General features: G+C 34.8%; 14 protein-coding genes. 5 read left to right on the top strand and 9 right to left on the bottom strand.

Annotated features, from left to right (window positions below):
• Positions 1 to 5 precede the first annotated feature (5 nt).
• The 5 genes from GTR01_RS17100 to GTR01_RS17080 all read right to left on the bottom strand — a co-directional run bounded on the left by GTR01_RS17100 (position 6) and on the right by GTR01_RS17080 (position 9,152).
• Entirely contained in the window at positions 6 to 2,192 is a 2,187-nt protein-coding gene (locus tag GTR01_RS17100; protein WP_160138995.1) for a TonB-dependent siderophore receptor, read from the bottom strand.
• A 33-nt stretch (positions 2,193 to 2,225) separates the two neighbouring features.
• Complete coding sequence (locus tag GTR01_RS17095; RefSeq protein ID WP_160138994.1) at positions 2,226 to 4,415, bottom strand: TonB-dependent siderophore receptor; 2,190 nt, start codon at positions 4,413 to 4,415, stop codon at positions 2,226 to 2,228.
• 151 nt (positions 4,416 to 4,566) lie between these two features.
• Positions 4,567 to 7,641 carry a preprotein translocase subunit SecA gene (secA, locus tag GTR01_RS17090; protein WP_160138993.1) on the bottom strand — a complete coding sequence of 1,025 codons (3,075 nt, stop codon included), beginning with the start codon at positions 7,639 to 7,641 and terminating at the stop codon, positions 4,567 to 4,569.
• A 125-nt stretch (positions 7,642 to 7,766) separates the two neighbouring features.
• Positions 7,767 to 7,988: a DUF2795 domain-containing protein gene (locus tag GTR01_RS17085; RefSeq protein ID WP_002662059.1), complete on the bottom strand. Its 222-nt coding sequence runs from the start codon at positions 7,986 to 7,988 to the stop codon at positions 7,767 to 7,769.
• A gap of 135 nt (positions 7,989 to 8,123) precedes the next feature.
• Positions 8,124 to 9,152 (bottom strand): GDP-mannose 4,6-dehydratase, encoded by a 1,029-nt coding sequence (locus GTR01_RS17080; RefSeq protein ID WP_160138992.1) that lies wholly within the window; start codon positions 9,150 to 9,152, stop codon positions 8,124 to 8,126.
• Between the two features lie 90 nt (positions 9,153 to 9,242).
• On the opposite strand from GTR01_RS17080, the gene GTR01_RS17075 reads away from it, so the two are divergent.
• The 3 genes from GTR01_RS17075 to GTR01_RS17065 are packed head-to-tail and all read left to right on the top strand — an operon-like array spanning position 9,243 to position 14,482.
• Positions 9,243 to 10,040 (top strand): DUF2797 domain-containing protein, encoded by a 798-nt coding sequence (locus GTR01_RS17075; protein WP_160138991.1) that lies wholly within the window; start codon positions 9,243 to 9,245, stop codon positions 10,038 to 10,040.
• A 3-nt stretch (positions 10,041 to 10,043) separates the two neighbouring features.
• Complete coding sequence (locus GTR01_RS17070; protein ID WP_160138990.1) at positions 10,044 to 11,819, top strand: WG repeat-containing protein; 1,776 nt, start codon at positions 10,044 to 10,046, stop codon at positions 11,817 to 11,819.
• 2 nt (positions 11,820 to 11,821) lie between these two features.
• On the top strand, positions 11,822 to 14,482 hold the full coding sequence (locus tag GTR01_RS17065) for a hypothetical protein (RefSeq protein ID WP_160138989.1): 2,661 nt from the start codon (positions 11,822 to 11,824) through the stop codon (positions 14,480 to 14,482).
• A gap of 104 nt (positions 14,483 to 14,586) precedes the next feature.
• Here the strand turns inward: GTR01_RS17065 and GTR01_RS17060 are convergent, their stop codons facing one another.
• Positions 14,587 to 14,937, bottom strand: coding sequence for a hypothetical protein (locus GTR01_RS17060; protein ID WP_160138988.1), 351 nt, complete (start codon positions 14,935 to 14,937; stop codon positions 14,587 to 14,589).
• A 174-nt stretch (positions 14,938 to 15,111) separates the two neighbouring features.
• On the opposite strand from GTR01_RS17060, the gene GTR01_RS17055 reads away from it, so the two are divergent.
• Both GTR01_RS17055 and GTR01_RS17050 read left to right on the top strand, forming a co-directional pair.
• The gene (locus tag GTR01_RS17055; protein WP_123869127.1) at positions 15,112 to 15,306 is read left to right on the top strand and encodes a hypothetical protein; all 195 of its coding nucleotides are present in this window, start codon (positions 15,112 to 15,114) and stop codon (positions 15,304 to 15,306) included.
• Between the two features lie 122 nt (positions 15,307 to 15,428).
• On the top strand, positions 15,429 to 16,475 hold the full coding sequence (locus GTR01_RS17050; RefSeq protein WP_160138987.1) for a PA0069 family radical SAM protein: 1,047 nt from the start codon (positions 15,429 to 15,431) through the stop codon (positions 16,473 to 16,475).
• Between the two features lie 38 nt (positions 16,476 to 16,513).
• Here the strand turns inward: GTR01_RS17050 and GTR01_RS17045 are convergent, their stop codons facing one another.
• The 3 genes from GTR01_RS17045 to GTR01_RS24920 form a co-directional block, all read right to left on the bottom strand.
• The gene (locus GTR01_RS17045; protein ID WP_160138986.1) at positions 16,514 to 16,684 is read right to left on the bottom strand and encodes a bacteriocin-like protein; all 171 of its coding nucleotides are present in this window, start codon (positions 16,682 to 16,684) and stop codon (positions 16,514 to 16,516) included.
• A gap of 146 nt (positions 16,685 to 16,830) precedes the next feature.
• Positions 16,831 to 16,992, bottom strand: coding sequence for a bacteriocin-like protein (locus GTR01_RS24530; protein WP_185155145.1), 162 nt, complete (start codon positions 16,990 to 16,992; stop codon positions 16,831 to 16,833).
• Between the two features lie 339 nt (positions 16,993 to 17,331).
• On the bottom strand, positions 17,332 to 17,475 hold the full coding sequence (locus GTR01_RS24920) for a transposase (RefSeq protein ID WP_262885741.1): 144 nt from the start codon (positions 17,473 to 17,475) through the stop codon (positions 17,332 to 17,334).
• Between the last annotated feature and the right edge of the window lie 8 nt (positions 17,476 to 17,483).

The following is a 17,483-nucleotide window of genomic DNA, read 5'->3' as shown; positions in this document are numbered from 1 at the left end:
AATTTTTAGAATTTATATCCGATTGATAATCTCCAGTTACGTGGTGCATTGTAGATCCATGCATATTCTCCTGCATCTCCTCTGTAGCCGCTATAAAGTTTTTTGTTAAGAACATTATTCAGCATCAGATTGACATCGAATTTCTTAGCAACATAGGAAACTCCGAAATTGGTATCGAAATAATCCGGTAATCTTTGATCTTTTTTAGCATTTACTCCGTACCAGGATTGTCTTCCCCCTTGATATTGATACCCTGCGGAAATTCCAAAACCTTTCATAAGGCCATGTCCAAACCTATAGTTTACCCAGGTATTTTGCACATTTTTAGCATTTCCGGGTGACTGCATTCCAATTCTTGTTACATCTGAGTCTTTGATGGTCTTTGCATCTGTATAAGCATAATTGATGATAATGTTCAATCCCTTGATGATTTCCCCTTTGATATCGGTTTCAAAACCTCTAGCTCTTTGTTCACCAGTCGCAACCTGAAAAGGAACTCCACCGTTTTCGTTTGAATTTCCTCCTACAAGAATATTTTTTCTTCTGATTTCATATACCGCTAAGGTTGTATTCCATCTTCCTCCAAACCAGTCTTTCTTCAATCCAAACTCAATGTTTTGTCCCTTGAAAGGGTCTGTAATCAATGTTTTATTGATTCCTGTTGCGGATTGTGGCACAAAGGTTTTATCATAAATCCCGTAAGCGGAAAAGTTTTCGTTAATAGAATAACTTACTCCTACTCTTGGTGTAAATTCACCAGCTTTATCTTCTACTATAGGGGTTTTGACTCCCGGGATAATATTGGGATAACCAGAGTAGGTTTTACCGCTTGTATATCTTCCTGCTAATGTTAATCTTAATTTATTATCAAACATTTCAATCTGATCCTGAGCATAATAAGAAGTATATTTTACGCCTTGATCATTATAGAAAAGGGCAGAAGTATTTAATGTATAAAAATCAGAAGAAGGTAGTCTTGAAGGATCTACTCCATAGTTTACATTGTAAATATCAACGGGGAATTGTAAGGTTTCTTTACCGTCCACAATTTTTGAATAGGAAGAAAAGTCTGCCTGATATTTTCTGTCTCCATAATCGAATCCTGCAATAATTTTATGAACAATATTTCCTGTATTAAGTGTACCTCTTACATAAGTCTGAAAAATGTGGTTTTTTCCTATTGCCTGCCAGTTGCTTAATGTCCTGTTTAACACATTTTTATTAGCGGGGTCAAAGGATCCCCACCATGAGCCTCCATCATAGTTCAAGTCCATATAAGCATATTGTGTGCTCCAAACCCAATCTTTGAAAAGTTTCTGGTCTAAGCTTAAGAATAAACTCTGATCTTTTACTTCGGTTTGTTTGAAGTTGGGATCATTAAAGTTGGTATGTACATTTAGTGAAGCATATCCGTCATTAGACATCAGATAAGCTCCGGGCTGATTGAATTTTAAATACTGATAATTGTACTGTGCTGTAAAGGTAGTCGTCTTTGTAGGTCTGAAAGTAATAGAGGGAGCAACAATAATTTTGCTTGTTTTATCATTTTCCACCCATGATTTATTCGAACTACCCATTAGGTTAATTCTGTAATCTAAAACTCCGTTTTTCACAAGAACTCCATCCAGGTCTGCTTCACCTCTGAAAAGATTGTAGCTTCCTGTAGTGAAACGTACACTATTGGCGAATTTTCCTGTTGGTTTTTTAGTAACAACATTATAGAATCCCGCAGGATCTCCCATAGAACCCATAAATCCGGCAGGGCCTTTTACAAACTCTATTCTGTCTATAATAGAGGCATCAGGATTGATCGGGCCCCATGTGGAAGACACATTCATTCCGTTCATGAAAGTGGCAATACTCGCTCCTCTCATATAAACATTAGAATATACATTATCCCAGTGTTCTACTTTTCTTGCCCCACTTACGTTTCGGACAATTCCTTCAGACATGTTTAGGGTAAGTTGATCCGACAAAACCTGAGAGCTTACCGATTGTACATTCTGGGGAAGTTCAAGAATAGGAGTCTGGATTCTTAATGAACCTGAGACTTCGTTCAGTTTGTATTTCTGATAATACCTTCCGTTAACAACTACTTCTTCAATATTATTGGATTTGATGGTGTCTTTTTTTTCCTGAGCAAATGTTAACATGGAAGTTAATAATGCTGCTCCTATCGTCAGTTTTTTCATTGTTTATAAGGGGTAGTAATTTATTGTAACAGTTTAGAATTTATAAGTAAAGCTTCCTACGACATTAGCAAGTGGCTGTGCATTGGCAGTAGTATATCCGTTCCAGTAATATTCATTGGTGAAGTTGTCTACTTTTACTCCGATTCTGAATTTTGCCGTATCATAGAATACATTGGCATTCATAACAAGATATTTTGGAAGGATAAATGTCCCCATTGTTGTGGAATTAACGATTTTGTTATCACTGGCATAATTTCCTCCAACACCGAATCCTAAACCTTTTAAGTTTCCATCCAGGAATTGATAGCTTGCATTAAAGTTAACCAACCATGGAGATGAAGCTGTTGCAGGTCTTCTTCCCATAACCGTTTCATCAGCTTCAGTGTATTTCATATCATTATAGCTTACTCCGGCAATTACAGAGAATCCTTTGATTAAGTAAGCATTTGCTTCCAATTCAACACCGTGGCTTGTTAAAGAACCAGCCTGTCTTTGAATGGCTCTTCCCTGGGCCGTATACCCAACATTAAGAAGAGTATTCTTTACTTTGATATTATAATAACTTAATGTTGTGCTAATTCTTCCTTTGACAAGGCTTGCTTTGAAACCTCCCTCAAATTGATTAGCTCTTTCAGGATCGGAAAGCGTTACATTAGAATTTGCATCTGAAATATAGTATCCATTGCTTGTGAAACTATTTTGATAATTTCCGAAAACAGATACTTTATCCTGAATAATCTGATACACAATTCCTAATTTGGGAGACCAGGCCCCCTGAGTATAGGCAGGAGTTGGATTTTGTCCGGTTTGTCCACCTTTAAAATCAACACTCTCGTATCGTAAAGAGGTAAGGATATTAAGGCCTGTTACAGGGGTAATAACATTGGAAATATATCCGCTGTAGACATCTTTTTTTCCTGTGCTTATATAGGTGTTATTGCGGTCAAAGTTCGGATCACTTTGCAAACTTTTATACTTTGCAGCCAAAGTTTCACCGTTCATGTTAGCATAATTGGCAGCATTAAATGGAACCCAGTCAAAATCAGTGAACATGAAGAACTGATTATCATTCATCCTCATATAATCGAATCCTGCAACTGTTCTGTTTCTTACATTTCCGATTTTAAAATCAGCATTGAAATTCTGTTGTAACTGGAAATAAGTTCTTTTGCTGTCCTTGGTAGACTGGTCAGCTCTTGAAACCCCAATTTCTGATGGATTGGTTGGGTTGGGTGAAAAGTAATAGTATGGATTGAAACCATCAGAATAAGAATATGAAGTACTTACATTTGTTGATGATTTAATAAAATCGTTTATTTTATAATTAACCTGTCCGAAAAAATTCCTTGCTTTGGCCGTTGTTTTAAGACCATCACCAGCATAAGTCTGTTTGTAATCGTAACCAAGATCCTTCATTTTATTCATGTTATCTGCTCCAAGAGCTGCAGTTGATGAATAGAAGAAAAATGCCGGTTCTGGATAGGCATTGGTTTCAAACATTTCTAATTCTGCATTAATCTCTAGGTTTTCTGTAGGACGATAGGTAAGGGAAGGAGTAAATGCATAAAAAGAATTTTTAGCATTGGTTTTCTGGAATGTTCCCTGATTGGTATAGGCTGTATTTAACCTAAACAATAATTTTTTGTCATTGGTAACAGGGGCATTTACATCTGCCTGTACTCTGTAATAATTATAGCTTCCGCCCGCTAAAGATACAGCTCCCCCAAATGTTTCATATGGTTTTTTAGTGATTCTGTTGACCACTCCTCCATAAGAAGTTACATTACTTCCGAATAGGGTTGCAGAAGGGCCTTTTAGAATTTCAATTCTTTCGATATTAATTGCATCCATTGAAGTGGTAATTGGGGCTACCATTCCGTTTCTTATAGAATTTCCGGCTACAAATCCTCTTAAATTAAGGAAAATTCCACCATCTCCTGCTCTGTTGGTTGCACTCCACATTTTCTGCGCTCCAGCTACGTTTCTGAAAGCATCATCTACGGTGAATAATAATTGATTTTCTAAGACTCCTTTGCCAATAGAAGAATAAACTTGTGGATCTTCTATGGCTTTTAAAGGCATTTTGTTGGAGTAATCGCTGTCTTTCTTTACATATGTACTGATAACTACTTCGTCAATGCTTTTTGTGGTTAATGAATCTTTTTTTTGGGCAGAAACCAGCATTGTTCCCAGTGCAGAAGCACAAATCAGTACATTTTTCATGAAAGTCAAATTTTATGCAAATATATTGTTTTTAACTATTCTAAATAAACAATAATATTGATATTTGTCATAAAATTATTATACAATTAATAACAAAAAACCGCTCAGGTCAATGCCAGAGCGGTTTTTTTATAATATCATTAATGATTTCTTATGCAGGAATTTCTCCTTTGTATAAGAAAGAAATAATCTCTTTGTTCAATTTCTCGATCATTTCACTGAATAAGTGGAAAGATTCCTGTTTGTAGATTACAAGTGGATCTTTCTGCTCATAAACAGCTCCTTGAGAAGATCTTCTTAAGTCGTCCATTTCACGAAGGTGAAGCTTCCAGTTTTCATCAATGATAGATAAAGTGATATTCTTTTCAAAATCGTTGATTAAGCTTTCACACTGAGTATCATAAGCTTCCTTAAGGTCAGCCACAATAGTCATCGTTTTATGTCCGTCTGTGAAAGGAACCTGAATCATTTTAAACATTGAACCTTGGTTTTGGTATACATTCTCAATGATTGGGAATGATTTTTCCTTCAATAGGTTCAATTTCATCTGATAATCTTCCTGAGCAGCTTTGAATAAGATATTCGTAAGATCCTGAATGTTTTTATTATTAAAATCATTTTGTGAAACCGGAGATTCCATTGTAAATGTTTTAATGATATCAAATTCGAAATCTTTAAAGTTTCCTGTAGCTTTTCCTTTCGCAACGATAGAATTAGCAACATCGAAAATCATATTCGTGATGTCATATTTCAAGTGATCTCCGAATAGAGCATTCTTTCTTCTCTTGTAGATTACGTCACGTTGTTTGTTCATTACGTCATCATACTCAAGAAGTCTCTTTCTTGTTCCGAAGTTGTTCTCTTCTACTTTTTTCTGAGCTCTTTCAATAGACTTACTGATCATAGAGTGCTGAATAACTTCACCCTCTTTATGACCCATTCTGTCCATCATCTTAGCGATTCTTTCAGAACCGAATAAACGCATTAAGTTATCTTCAAGAGACACATAGAACTGAGAACTTCCCGGATCTCCCTGACGACCAGCTCTACCTCTTAGCTGTCTGTCAACACGTCTAGAATCGTGTCTTTCAGTACCAATAATAGCTAAACCTCCAGCATCTTTTACTTCTTTCGAAAGCTTAATGTCGGTACCACGTCCTGCCATGTTTGTTGCAATCGTTACAACTCCTGGTTGCCCAGCTCCTGCAACAATTTCTGCTTCTTTTTTGTGAAGCTTCGCGTTCAATACCTGGTGTGGAATCTTTCTTAATTGAAGCGCTTTTGAAAGCAACTGAGAAATCTCAACAGAAGTTGTACCTACAAGTACAGGTCTCTTTTCTGCTGTTAATCTTTCAATTTCTTCAATTACAGCGTTATATTTTTCTCTGTTAGTTTTGAAAACTAAATCTTGTCTGTCATGTCTTAAGATAGGACGGTTGGTTGGAATTACTACAACATCTAATTTGTAGATTTCCCAAAGCTCACCGGCCTCTGTTTCAGCAGTACCAGTCATCCCCGCAAGCTTGTTGTACATACGGAAATAGTTCTGAAGCGTAATGGTTGCAAAAGTTTGAGTAGCAGCCTCAATTTTTACATTTTCCTTCGCTTCGATCGCCTGGTGAAGACCGTCAGAATAACGTCTTCCTTCCATGATACGACCTGTCTGCTCATCAACGATTTTTACTTCACCATCAATAACTACATACTCATCATCTTTTTCAAATAATGTGTAGGCTTTCAATAGCTGGCTCATCGTGTGAACTCTTTCAGATTTTTCAGCAAAATCAGCAAAAAGTCTTTCTTTTGCTTCAAACTCTTCCTCTTTAGAAAGGTTTTTAGCTTCTACTTCGGCAATCTCAGTTCCAATATCAGGAAGTACGAAGAAATTGGCATCAGAGTTCCCCTGAGACATGTATTCAACACCTTTGTCTGTAAGGTCTACCTGATTATTTTTCTCCTCGATTACGAAGTAAAGATCTTTATCTACGATCGGCATATCACGGTTGTTGTCTTGCATGTATTGAGCCTCAACTTTCTGAAGCAATGCTCTGTTTCCGCTTTCCGATAAGAATTTGATTAATTGTCTGTTTTTAGGAAGACCTCTGTATGCCTGAAGCAATTTGAATCCTCCTTCTTTAGTGTTTCCTGCTGCGATTAGTTTTTTCGCTTCATTGAAAATGGCAGAAACTGTTTTTTTCTGAACTTCAACGATTCTGTCGATAGAAGGTTTAAGAACGTCAAATTCCTGTCTGTCTCCCTGAGGAACCGGACCTGAAATAATCAATGGTGTTCTTGCATCATCTACCAATACTGAATCCACCTCATCCACGATCGCAAAGTTCAATTCTCTTTGCACCAATTCTGAAGGTGAAGTTACCATGTTGTCTCTTAGATAATCGAAACCGAATTCGTTATTCGTTCCGTAAGTAATATCTGAGTTGTATGCTTTTCTTCTTCCGTCTGAGTTCGGTTGGTGGTTATCGATACAATCGATAGACATTCCGTGGAACTGATACAATGGACCCATCCAAGCCGAGTCTCTTTTCGCAAGATAGTCGTTCACCGTTACAACGTGAACCCCTCTTTCCGGAAGTGAATTTAAGTAAATAGGTAATGTTCCTACTAAAGTTTTACCTTCACCGGTTGCCATTTCGGCAATTTTACCACTATGAAGAATAATACCTCCGATAAACTGAACATCATAATGGACCATATCCCAAACTACAGGAGTTCCGGCAGCGTCCCATGAGTTTTTCCAAACAGCTTGGTCTCCTTGGATCGAAACGAAATCCTTCCCTGCAGCAGCCAGTTCTCTATCCCAGTCACTTGCTGTTACACGGATTTCTCCATTCTGAGCCCATCTTCTTGCGGTCTCTTTGATCAATGCAAAAGCTTCCGGAAGAACCTGAACTAGAACTTTTTCTTCAATTTCGTATGATTCTTTCTTTAAAGACTCAATTTTTGAGAAAAGAGCTTCTTTCTCATCAACGTTTGTTGAATTTTTTATCTGCTCTTTAATCTGTTCTATTTGAGCTGTGATCTTGCTGGTAGCATCTTTAATATTTGCTTTAAACTCAGCAGTTTTTTGTCTCAGTCCATCATCCGACAATTGTTGGATGTTAGGTTCTACAGCCTTGATTTTTGTTACAACTTTTTTTACTTCTTTTAGGTCCTGCGCTTTTTTGTCTCCCAAAAACCCTTTAAGAACTTTGTTTAAAAAACTCATAAATTTTTTGCTTTATGCTTAATGCAAGATGCTTTAAGCGTTTTAATGACACGCTTATCGTGTAAGTTAATATATAAAAAAGGGCAAAAAAGCTCTAAGCTTGTAGCCTAAAGCTTATCGCTTTATTAATATTCGTCCTCGTTCCAAAGGAAATCTTCGTCTGTTGGATAATCGCTCCAAACCTCCTCGATAGATTCATAAATTTCTCCTTCATCCTCAATGGCCTGAAGGTTTTCAACTACTTCCATAGGTGCACCAGTTCTGATTGCGTAGTCAATAAGCTCTGCTTTTGTCATTGGCCAAGGTGCGTCACTTAGATATGAAGCTAATTCTAATGTCCAGTACATAATTTTCTAATTTTTTGCAAAAGTATAAAAATAGGTTGTATAATAAACTTTTTTATACTTGATTTTCAATTCTTTTTATAATATTTTCTTGTAAATGTCTGTCATCAACTGCATGGCAGCCGTGTCAGCAATTTACTATTGTCGTTTTCTCAAAAACCATTCCACAAATTTTTTTATGCCATTTTGGAAGTCTGTGTCAGGTTTATACCCTATTAAAGTCTTTGCTTTGGTAATATCGGCATTCGTTTTTGTGACATCTCCAGGCTGCATTGGCAGAATTTTTCTCTCGGCTGTCATTTTCAGGGCATCTTCTATGGTGGCTACCATCTCTGTTAAAGTGACTACCTGATTTTCCCCTAAATTAAGGATTTCATACACTTTGGAATTATTTTCCAGGTAAGAAATAGACTTGATTATTCCATCAATGATGTCATCAATATACGTATAATCTCTGGCAGTTGTGCCATCTCCATAAAAAGGAATTTCTACACCCTCTGAAATAAGCTTTGTAAACTTATGGATGGCAAGATCAGGACGCTGTCTTGGGCCATATACGGTGAAGAACCTTAATTGAATCATATCAATATGGTAAAGATTGTGGTATACGTGTCCTAGAATTTCTCCGCATTTTTTTGTTGCTGCATAAGGTGAAATAGGGTTGTCTACATTATCAGTTTCTGCAAAAGGAACTTTTTCATTATTTCCATAAACGCTTGATGAAGAGGCGCAAATGAACTTTTTAATATTGAAATCTTTACACAACTCCCAAAGGTTCATTGTTCCGCGAACATTTACTTCTTCATACTCCAATGGCCTTTCAATAGAAGGACGAACACCAGCTAATGCAGCCAAATGGATAACCATATCGATGGAGTGTTTTTTGAAAATTTCTTCAAGCCCCTCTTTATCTCTGATATCCTGATAGTAAAGGGAATATTGATCAGAATGAGAGAGAGAAACCAGATGTTGAATATCACTCTCTTTATCAGAGAATTCAAAATCCGAAATTGTATCAATAGACTCTAAAGTATTTTTAATTTTTATCTGATAGCTGTAAAAATCATCAAAATTGTCAACGTTTATGACAGAATGTCCATTTCTTAATAATTGTTCAATTAAATGGGAACCAATAAAGCCGCTACCGCCTGTTACAAGATAAATCATCAGTGGTTTTTTATGAATACAAAAATATAAATTTTACTTTTTGAAAAATATAATCATTAAATTTACTTAAAAAAGTAATATAAATATAATATGCAGTTTCAAGGGCAAATTTTAAAAATGATAAGCTATGATGCTAAACCCATCCAATATTATCTCAATCTTTCAGGGGATCTGATCCACCTTAATGAATTGTTTGGAAGGGAATTAAGCATTAAGCATGTAGGGTTTCAGTGTGTAAACTGTGGTGAAAATAAGCCTATTTATAGAATGGGTTTCTGTAAAAGCTGCTTTTTTGAAAGTCCTTATGCGAGTGATACAATCATTCGTCCGGAGCTTTCAACAGCCCATTTAGGGGTGGCAGAACGTGATCTTGAAGTAGAAAAGGAAATTCAGCTTCAGCCTCACACCGTATATCTGGCTTATACCGGAGATGTAAAAGTTGGAGTGACGAGAAATACTCAGATTCCTACAAGATGGATTGATCAGGGAGCCACTTTTGCACTGCCTATTGCAAGAACTGAAAACCGTTATGAAGCGGGAATGATAGAAGTTGCCTTAAAAGAGCATTTAGCAGATAAAACAAACTGGAGAAAGATGCTTCAGGACGACTTTGAAGGAGAAGTTGATCTTGCAGATTTCAGACAAAAGATCAAAGAATATTTTCCAGAGGATTTCCAGAAGTTCTACAGTGAAGGAGAAGAACTTTGGGCATTCGATTATCCGTTTGAAAAACCTGAAAAAGTAACTTCATTTACTCTAGATAAGAAGCCAGAATTTACAGGGAAACTTACAGGGATCAAAGGACAGTATCTTGGATTTGAAGGCGGAAATTTTATTAATGTAAGAGGGCATGAAGGATATGTGATAGAATTGGAGATTAAAAACTAAGAAATGCTCAAATATTTATCACTAATTTTTTTTATATCATGTATTCAAAATAACTCCAAAATAACAAGAAAAGATATTGATTATTTTGAAAAAGATAAACACGCAAACTTGTTTAGAATACATCATAAAAACGGGAAATGGGGATTCGTTGATAAAGATACCGCTACCATAATTCCTTTTATATATGATTTTATAAACCCATTTGATGAAAATGGATTAGCTTATGTGAAAGATAAGGGCAAGGAATTTTATATAAATAAAGAAGGAAAAGTTATTATTCCTTCTGATTATGATGAATTGGGTCTGTTTTCTGAAGGTATGCTCAGTGCCAAAAGAAAAGGGAAGTGTGGTTTTCTAAATATTCAAGGTGATTTAATAATTCCAATGATATATGATGGTGCTGGTTTTTTCAGTCAAGGCTTATGCATTGTTTCAAAAAATAAAAAATATGGGTTTATTGATCGGAAAGGAAAGGTCATTATTCCTATAGTATATGATGCGGCAGATAAAACACATGCAGATTCTATTGTGGTTGTTTCTGAAAATAGAAAATGGGCCTTTTTTGATTCTAAAGGAAAACAATTATCAGACTTTATATATGATAAGGTTTTTAGTGGTTATAATGCAAATATACCCCCTCCCTCGAATATCAGTGAAGTTACCACTTATTTTCAAAATGGTGCTGTTTTAACATTAAAAGAGAAGAAATATGAATTTCTTAATGAAAAAATAAGACCTGCTTTTCATGAAAATAAATTTGATTCTGCTTCTGTATTTGATACTTATAAAAATGCTATTGTTAAAAGAAATGGTAAATATGGAATTATAAAACCGGATGGGGTTGCCAAAGTTCCTATAGAGTATGATTGGGTAGGTTATTTTGATACAAATCACAATTCGTCAGAATATTATAATGCAAAAAAAGGAAAGATATTCCATATTTATAATAAGGATCTGAAAAAAATAGGAGAATCATATGAACCGGTTTCAAATGATTTTTCAGTTTCTACACAGAATTTAATATTTAAAAACTTGAAAGGGCAATATGGAATGGTGAATTCGACCGGAAGTATTGTAATTCCTTTTGAATATAATGAGCTTGAAAAACTGAATCAAGATCTCTTTCTGGGAAAAAAGAATGGGAAAGTTGGAATTCTTGATAAAAACGGAAGACTAAGAATCCCTTTTGAATATAAAAGTCTATATGGGTTGGATGATAATGACCAGTTATTTATTGCAGATAATAAAATTATAGATTTGGATAACAAACCAATACTATTTGGATATGACCGTATTACACCAATTTATTATAATAGTCAGAGGTTTATTGTATCTAAAAATAAAAAGTACGGAATTGTTGATGTTAAAAATAAAATATTACTGCCTTTAGAATATGATGAAATATCAAATTGGGTAGAATATGGGCCGGAAAAAAGACATTTTATCGTTAAAAAGGGTAAACATGGATTAATAGAAAATGAAACATTCAGGATTGTAATTCCACCAGTTTATGATAAGTTTATTCAAAGAAGAGATGTGATTTTTGCTCACAGAAATGGAAAGTCAGGTATTTTAGATATTAATAATAAGGAAATTTGCCCTTTTATTTTTGATGAGATTAGGCCTGGGTACTTTTTTGGGATTGGATATAGTAAAGATAATGACAGGATTTACTCTAAAAAAGATAATAAGTTTTATAAAATAACCTTAACAGGGAAAATTATAAAAGAAATTTCTCAGAAAGAATATAAAAAGAATACTGAACACCAAAATATGTAAGTATGAATAAATGGGTTAAAAGACTATTAATCAGTTTCGGAATCCTGGCAGGACTTCTTCTTGCTGCTAATTTTGGACTAAATTTTTGGCTTAAAACCCAGCTTCCAGAATATATAAAAAAGAATACCGATTATAAAGTCTCCTATAAAAGTTTAAATGTAGATCTTGGTACCGGAAATATTCTGGTGACAGGAATTTCTGTCAACAGTAAAGATCCTCAAAATATCAATGTTATAGGACTTCAGGGAACTGTTGATACTTTAAAAATTAGTCGTTTCGGAATTTATGATGCCATTTTTAATAAAAGAATCAGCTCTTCCGATTTGTTGCTGGCAAAACCTAATCTGAACGTCATTCTGGCAAAGCCTGTTGATCAGAAAACAGGAAAGAAAGGAAGCCCTTTTTTATTTGAAAACATTAGAATCAATAAAGGAAAGATTGCCGTTTTCAAATCTACCAAACAGAAGTTTGTATCTGTACAGCAACTCGATCTGTTTGTTGAAAATCTGCAGCTGACAGAAGAATCGGTAGAAGATAAACTCCCTGTTGTTTTTGATAGATACAGTATTAAAGGGCAGAATTTTTTTTTCAGACCGGATAATGTTTATGCCATGACCATTCGTTCTATCAATACAATGGACGGGCAGATGTCTGTTGAGAACTTCAAACTTATTCCGTTATTATCGTTTACACAGTTTAGAAAGTTTTATCCTCAAAAAGCTCAGCTGTTAGAATTTACCGTTCCTAAAATGGAATTCAAGGATATTCTTTTAAGTAAAAATAAAATTTCTCTTGCAGACACTGAGCTCCAAAATCCAATTCTTACGGTTTATAATACGGGCGTAAAAAAGACTAAGAAAGAAAAGAAAATATCCGATTTTGAAGTTAATTTGGAGAATATAAAGCTTAAAAATGCTGTTGCTCAAATTAATAAACCCGATGGAAACAGACTTTTATCTGCTGGAAATCTGAACTTGAATATCAATAAGCTAGTATTCAATAAAGAAACTTCTGAACAGATAATTCCAGTGGCTTACAAGGATTTTACGTTTTCAGGGAAAAACATCGTGTATACTGATCATCAGAATATTGCTATTGGAAGTATTGCATTAAAGCCTACCAACGGAGAAATACGTAATCTTTCATTAACGCCAGGTACTCAGACTCATGAGAAAACAACAATGGATTTAAAATCCAATCACATAGCTTTTACTATTAATAAGCTGGAATTTCTCAACAAAAAGCTGAATCTGGATGTCAAAGATATTCTTGTGGAAAATGCAAACGGAATAATAAGAGCAGGCGAAAATAAAGCCAAGAAAAATACCAGTTCAGGAATTATACAATCTGTCATCGTAAGAAAAGTTTCTTTAAAGAATTCTAATCTTATGTATGATAAAGGAAAACAGCCTCTGGAATTCCACGATTTGAATGCTACAGTAAATGGTATTGAAATAGGACAAAAAGAGAATTCTCAAGGACTTTCTTTTAAGATAAAAGATTATTTCCTTACCACCCGAAATTTTGCTTATAAAACTCAATTTTACAATCTCAGTCTTGGGCTTTTAAAGTTGAATAAAAATAAAATACAGGTCAACAATTTTGCAATGAAACCTCTCGTTTCGAGAAGCCAGTTTATCAAAATGATTCCTGTGGAGAGGGATCTCTACGACCTGAAGGCTGGTCAGATCACTGCGGAAGGGGAGTGGGAATTATTTTCTGATCATAAGTTCATCAATGCGTCTCATGTAGTGATTCAGTCTGCAGATGCCAATATTTTCAGAAGTAAAATTCCTAAAGATGATCCGAAGATAAAAGCCTTGTATTCCAAGATGCTTCGTTCGATCAAAATTCCAATGAATGTCAGTAATCTGGATCTGAAGAATTCCATTTTGGTCTATGAAGAGGATACACCTGAAAGTATGGGGCCGGGAAAACTTACATTCAGTAACTTTACGATGAATGTCAAAAACCTGAACTCAGCGAAGGCAAAAGGAAAGCCTACCAAGGTTGATATTGCTATTCATTGTTCATTCATGAATTTATCACCACTTTCGGTGAATTGGAGTTTCGATGTTGCTGATCAGCATGATAATTTTGCCATTTCAGGAAAAACGTCCAACCTTCCGGCCAATGGAATTAATCCTTTTATAAGACCTTATCTACATGTGACAGCAACTGGCGGAACGATTCAGGAAATGTTATTTAATTTTAAAGGAAATCCGGCGGGGTTGCACGGAACATTTAATTTAAAGCATAAAGATTTAAAGATAGCCGTTTTAAATAAAGAAAACCATGAAAAGAAAGGCTTTTTAACGGCTGTAGCGAATGTTTTTCTGAAATCAAACTCTGGGAGTTATCCGGAATCTGTAACGGTAGAAAATGTAGAACGTGATCCTACCAAATCGTTCTTTAATCTTTTCTGGAAGGGAATTGAGCAGGGATTGAAGAAAACTTTGATTGGTAAAAACGTAGAGAAGACTGAGAAAACAGTTAAAAAAGCTGTTTCGAATGTGAAAGAAATGAAACAATCGGTAAAGGAAATCAAGCAGGAGATCAGAAATAAAAAAGAAAGCTCTTCACCTCAGGAAGAGAAAAAAGAAAAGAAGGGATTTCTAAATAATATCTTTAAAAAGAAAGATAAGAATACCGAAGAGAAGTAATTTTTTAAACCATTGAGGGGCGAAAATACGTTGATCTTGAAACTAATTTTATTTTAATCAAAATAACCTTAATGGTTTAAAAAATTAATATTTGGTGGTAAGTCTTAAAAATTGAATTCATCACTTTCCAGGATAGGAATGTCTCTCAGAAATGCATCAAATTTTTCACCAGGATAATTGCTGTCTGCTCCATAAGAGTCGATGATCATTCCACGGTTTCCTGCATCATCTTTTACAACATATAAGACCGCATTGTCATCCGGATTGCTGTCTCCTTCAAAACGATAGGTTTTTATAATGATAAGCTCGGAAGGCTGATACACTTTTTCGGAGTTTTCAAACTTCATTTCACAGCTCTCATTCATTCTGAATTCCCTTTGAATACCTCTCTCAGAGAGTTTTTTCATGACTTGGCTTAAAGTGGTCATTTGGTCGATGTTTTCAGGATTTTCCATAATAATATTTTTGTTTTTAAGTACAATAATTAAACCATTGCTTTTCTAAAGGTAAGAAAAATAGCTGATTATAATTTTCTTAAAAATATAGTTTAATGTTAACAAAATTTATAATTCAGAAAAATAAAATAGGTACACTTTTTGCAATAGTCATCACAATAAATCAAAGAAAATATGAAAAAAGAAGTTGGAGTTTTACTGGCAGGGGGAGTTGGTCTTTTGGCAGTATTAAGTTTAATAAGTATCAAAAAAATATTGACTAAAAAAGATAAAAAATATAGTGATAGTTATTCAGATTATCACAGACACTTTGATGAAAAGAGCCACGACGACGAAACACACGGAGTGGAATTTTACGCGCTGAAGTAGTAAAAAAATATATTAAATTATGTTTAAATCCAACGCTTTTGAAAGTGTTGGATTTTTTTGTGGAAAACTTAAATGTTAAAGTTCATTATTTTATAAAAAAACCATTCTAATTTTACATCAGAATGTCAAACGAAAATTTCATAAAAGGTCAGGGAGCTCAGCGAAACGTTATCAACCGTTTCGACAGGTATACCTATGAACCTGAGGATGAAGATTTCGAAACGATAAAAACGTCATTTACCGAAGTTTTTCCGAAAACAATTGTAAATCAGGTGAAAAGCGAAGATCTTCCGATGGAATATTCTATGAATCCTTATCAGGGTTGTGAGCATGGCTGCTCCTATTGCTTCGCAAGACCTACCCATGAATATTGGGGATATAGTGCCGGAATTGATTTTGAAAGGAAGATCATGGTGAAAAAAAATGCTCCTGAATTGCTGGAGAAGTTTTTTCAGAAAAGAGGCTATAAAGCTGCTCCTATTTTGCTCTCTGGAAACACCGATTGCTACCAGCCTGCTGAAAGACAATTTGAGATAACCAGAAAACTCCTGCAAGTTTGTCTTGATTACAGACATCCTGTCAATATTCTGACAAAAAATGCATTGGTATTGAGGGATTTGGATATTCTTAAACCGATGGCAGAACAGAATCTTGTTTCTGTTTCTCTGAGTATTCCTACCATTAATGAAGAGCTGAGGCGGAAAATGGAGCCAAGAACAAGTTCTGCGCCCAATAAATTAAAAGCCATCGAAATCCTGTCCGAAAATAAGATTCCTGTTCATGTTATGGTGGCACCTATTATTCCTGGGCTGAACAGTGATGAACCTTTAAATATTCTAAAATCGATTTCTGATGCAGGCGCATTGGGATTTGGGTATACTTTAGTCCGTTTAAATGATACGGTAGAACCTGTTTTTGTTAATTGGATTGAATCTCATTTCCCAGACAGGGCTCAAAAGGTATTGAATCTTATCCGATCTATGCGAGGCGGAAAGCTGGGTGATAAAAGATATTTTGAAAGACAGAGGGGAGAGGGGAATATCGCTGAAATGATTCATACCACCTTTAAAATAGGCAGAAAGAAGTTTTTTGAAGGCAAAGAGTTTCCCAAATTATCAACAGCCAACTTTACGGGAGCTAAGGATCAGCAACTGAGATTGTTTGATTAAATAGAGTAAAAAACGCTCCTAAAGAAGCGTTTTTTGTTTTAGTAAATAATAGGCTGTTCTCCATCTGGGCAGATGAATTCTAGTCTGCATAATGCTTTATACTGTATTCCGTCACTACAGACATAAAAACATTCTCCATTATAAGGAAAGCTTATCCCTCCGGAAATGGTTTTCAATTTGCCTTTGCTTAATTTTTGTAAATTTTTCATATCGTTTGAATTTGGTTTCAATAAAGATATGAAAAATTAGTTAAGTGTTTGTTTTTGAGTTTTTTATTTCAGTCTTAGGGCTGGATGCCTGGCAATAAAAATACCGTTTCCTGAGAAACGGTATCATTACATTTTGGTGATAGATCTTACATTTCCTCAGAGGTAACCGGGCACTTAAAATCCTCTGTGCAAGCTGCACAAATAATAGTACCACTACAATAATACATACAATATTCAATAACAGGAACATTAGCACCTCCTGAAATCCCTTTCAATTGGTCTTTTCTTAGTTTTTTTAGATTTTTCATATAGATTCAATTAAAAATTTGATAGTAAATCAAAATTAATTAAAATATTTTTAAATAAATACAATGGTTGTGTGAAAAATAAAAAATATTTAAAAATATTAAGAAAGCATTACTTTGAGTAGTTGTTTTGGTTTAAATGTTTGATTGTTAAATGAATAAATGCTAATTTTAGATGAGCGGCATCCGAAAAGCTTAGAAATTAGAAAAAACCAAATAATATAAACTTAGATATGAAACGAATGGTAAACTTCCCTGTTTTTGAAGACTTACCTTTTTTGAAGACTTACCTTTTTTGAAGACTTACCTTTTTTCAAACAGTTAATAAATATAAAATCCCTTCTAATTGACTAAAGATTCTTTAGCATATAGCCAAGGACTAAGTCCATTTAAAGATGTGTGCGGATGATTACTGTTGTAATCGATTTGCCACTCATAAGCCATTGCATTTACCTCCATTATAGACCCGAATAGGTATGCATCCAAAACGTCGT

Source organism: Chryseobacterium sp. c4a (assembly GCF_009900745.1).
Lineage (GTDB): Bacteria > Bacteroidota > Bacteroidia > Flavobacteriales > Weeksellaceae > Chryseobacterium.
Note: the sequence above shows the minus strand (reverse complement) of the source record. Positions and strands in the feature narration are given on the sequence as shown.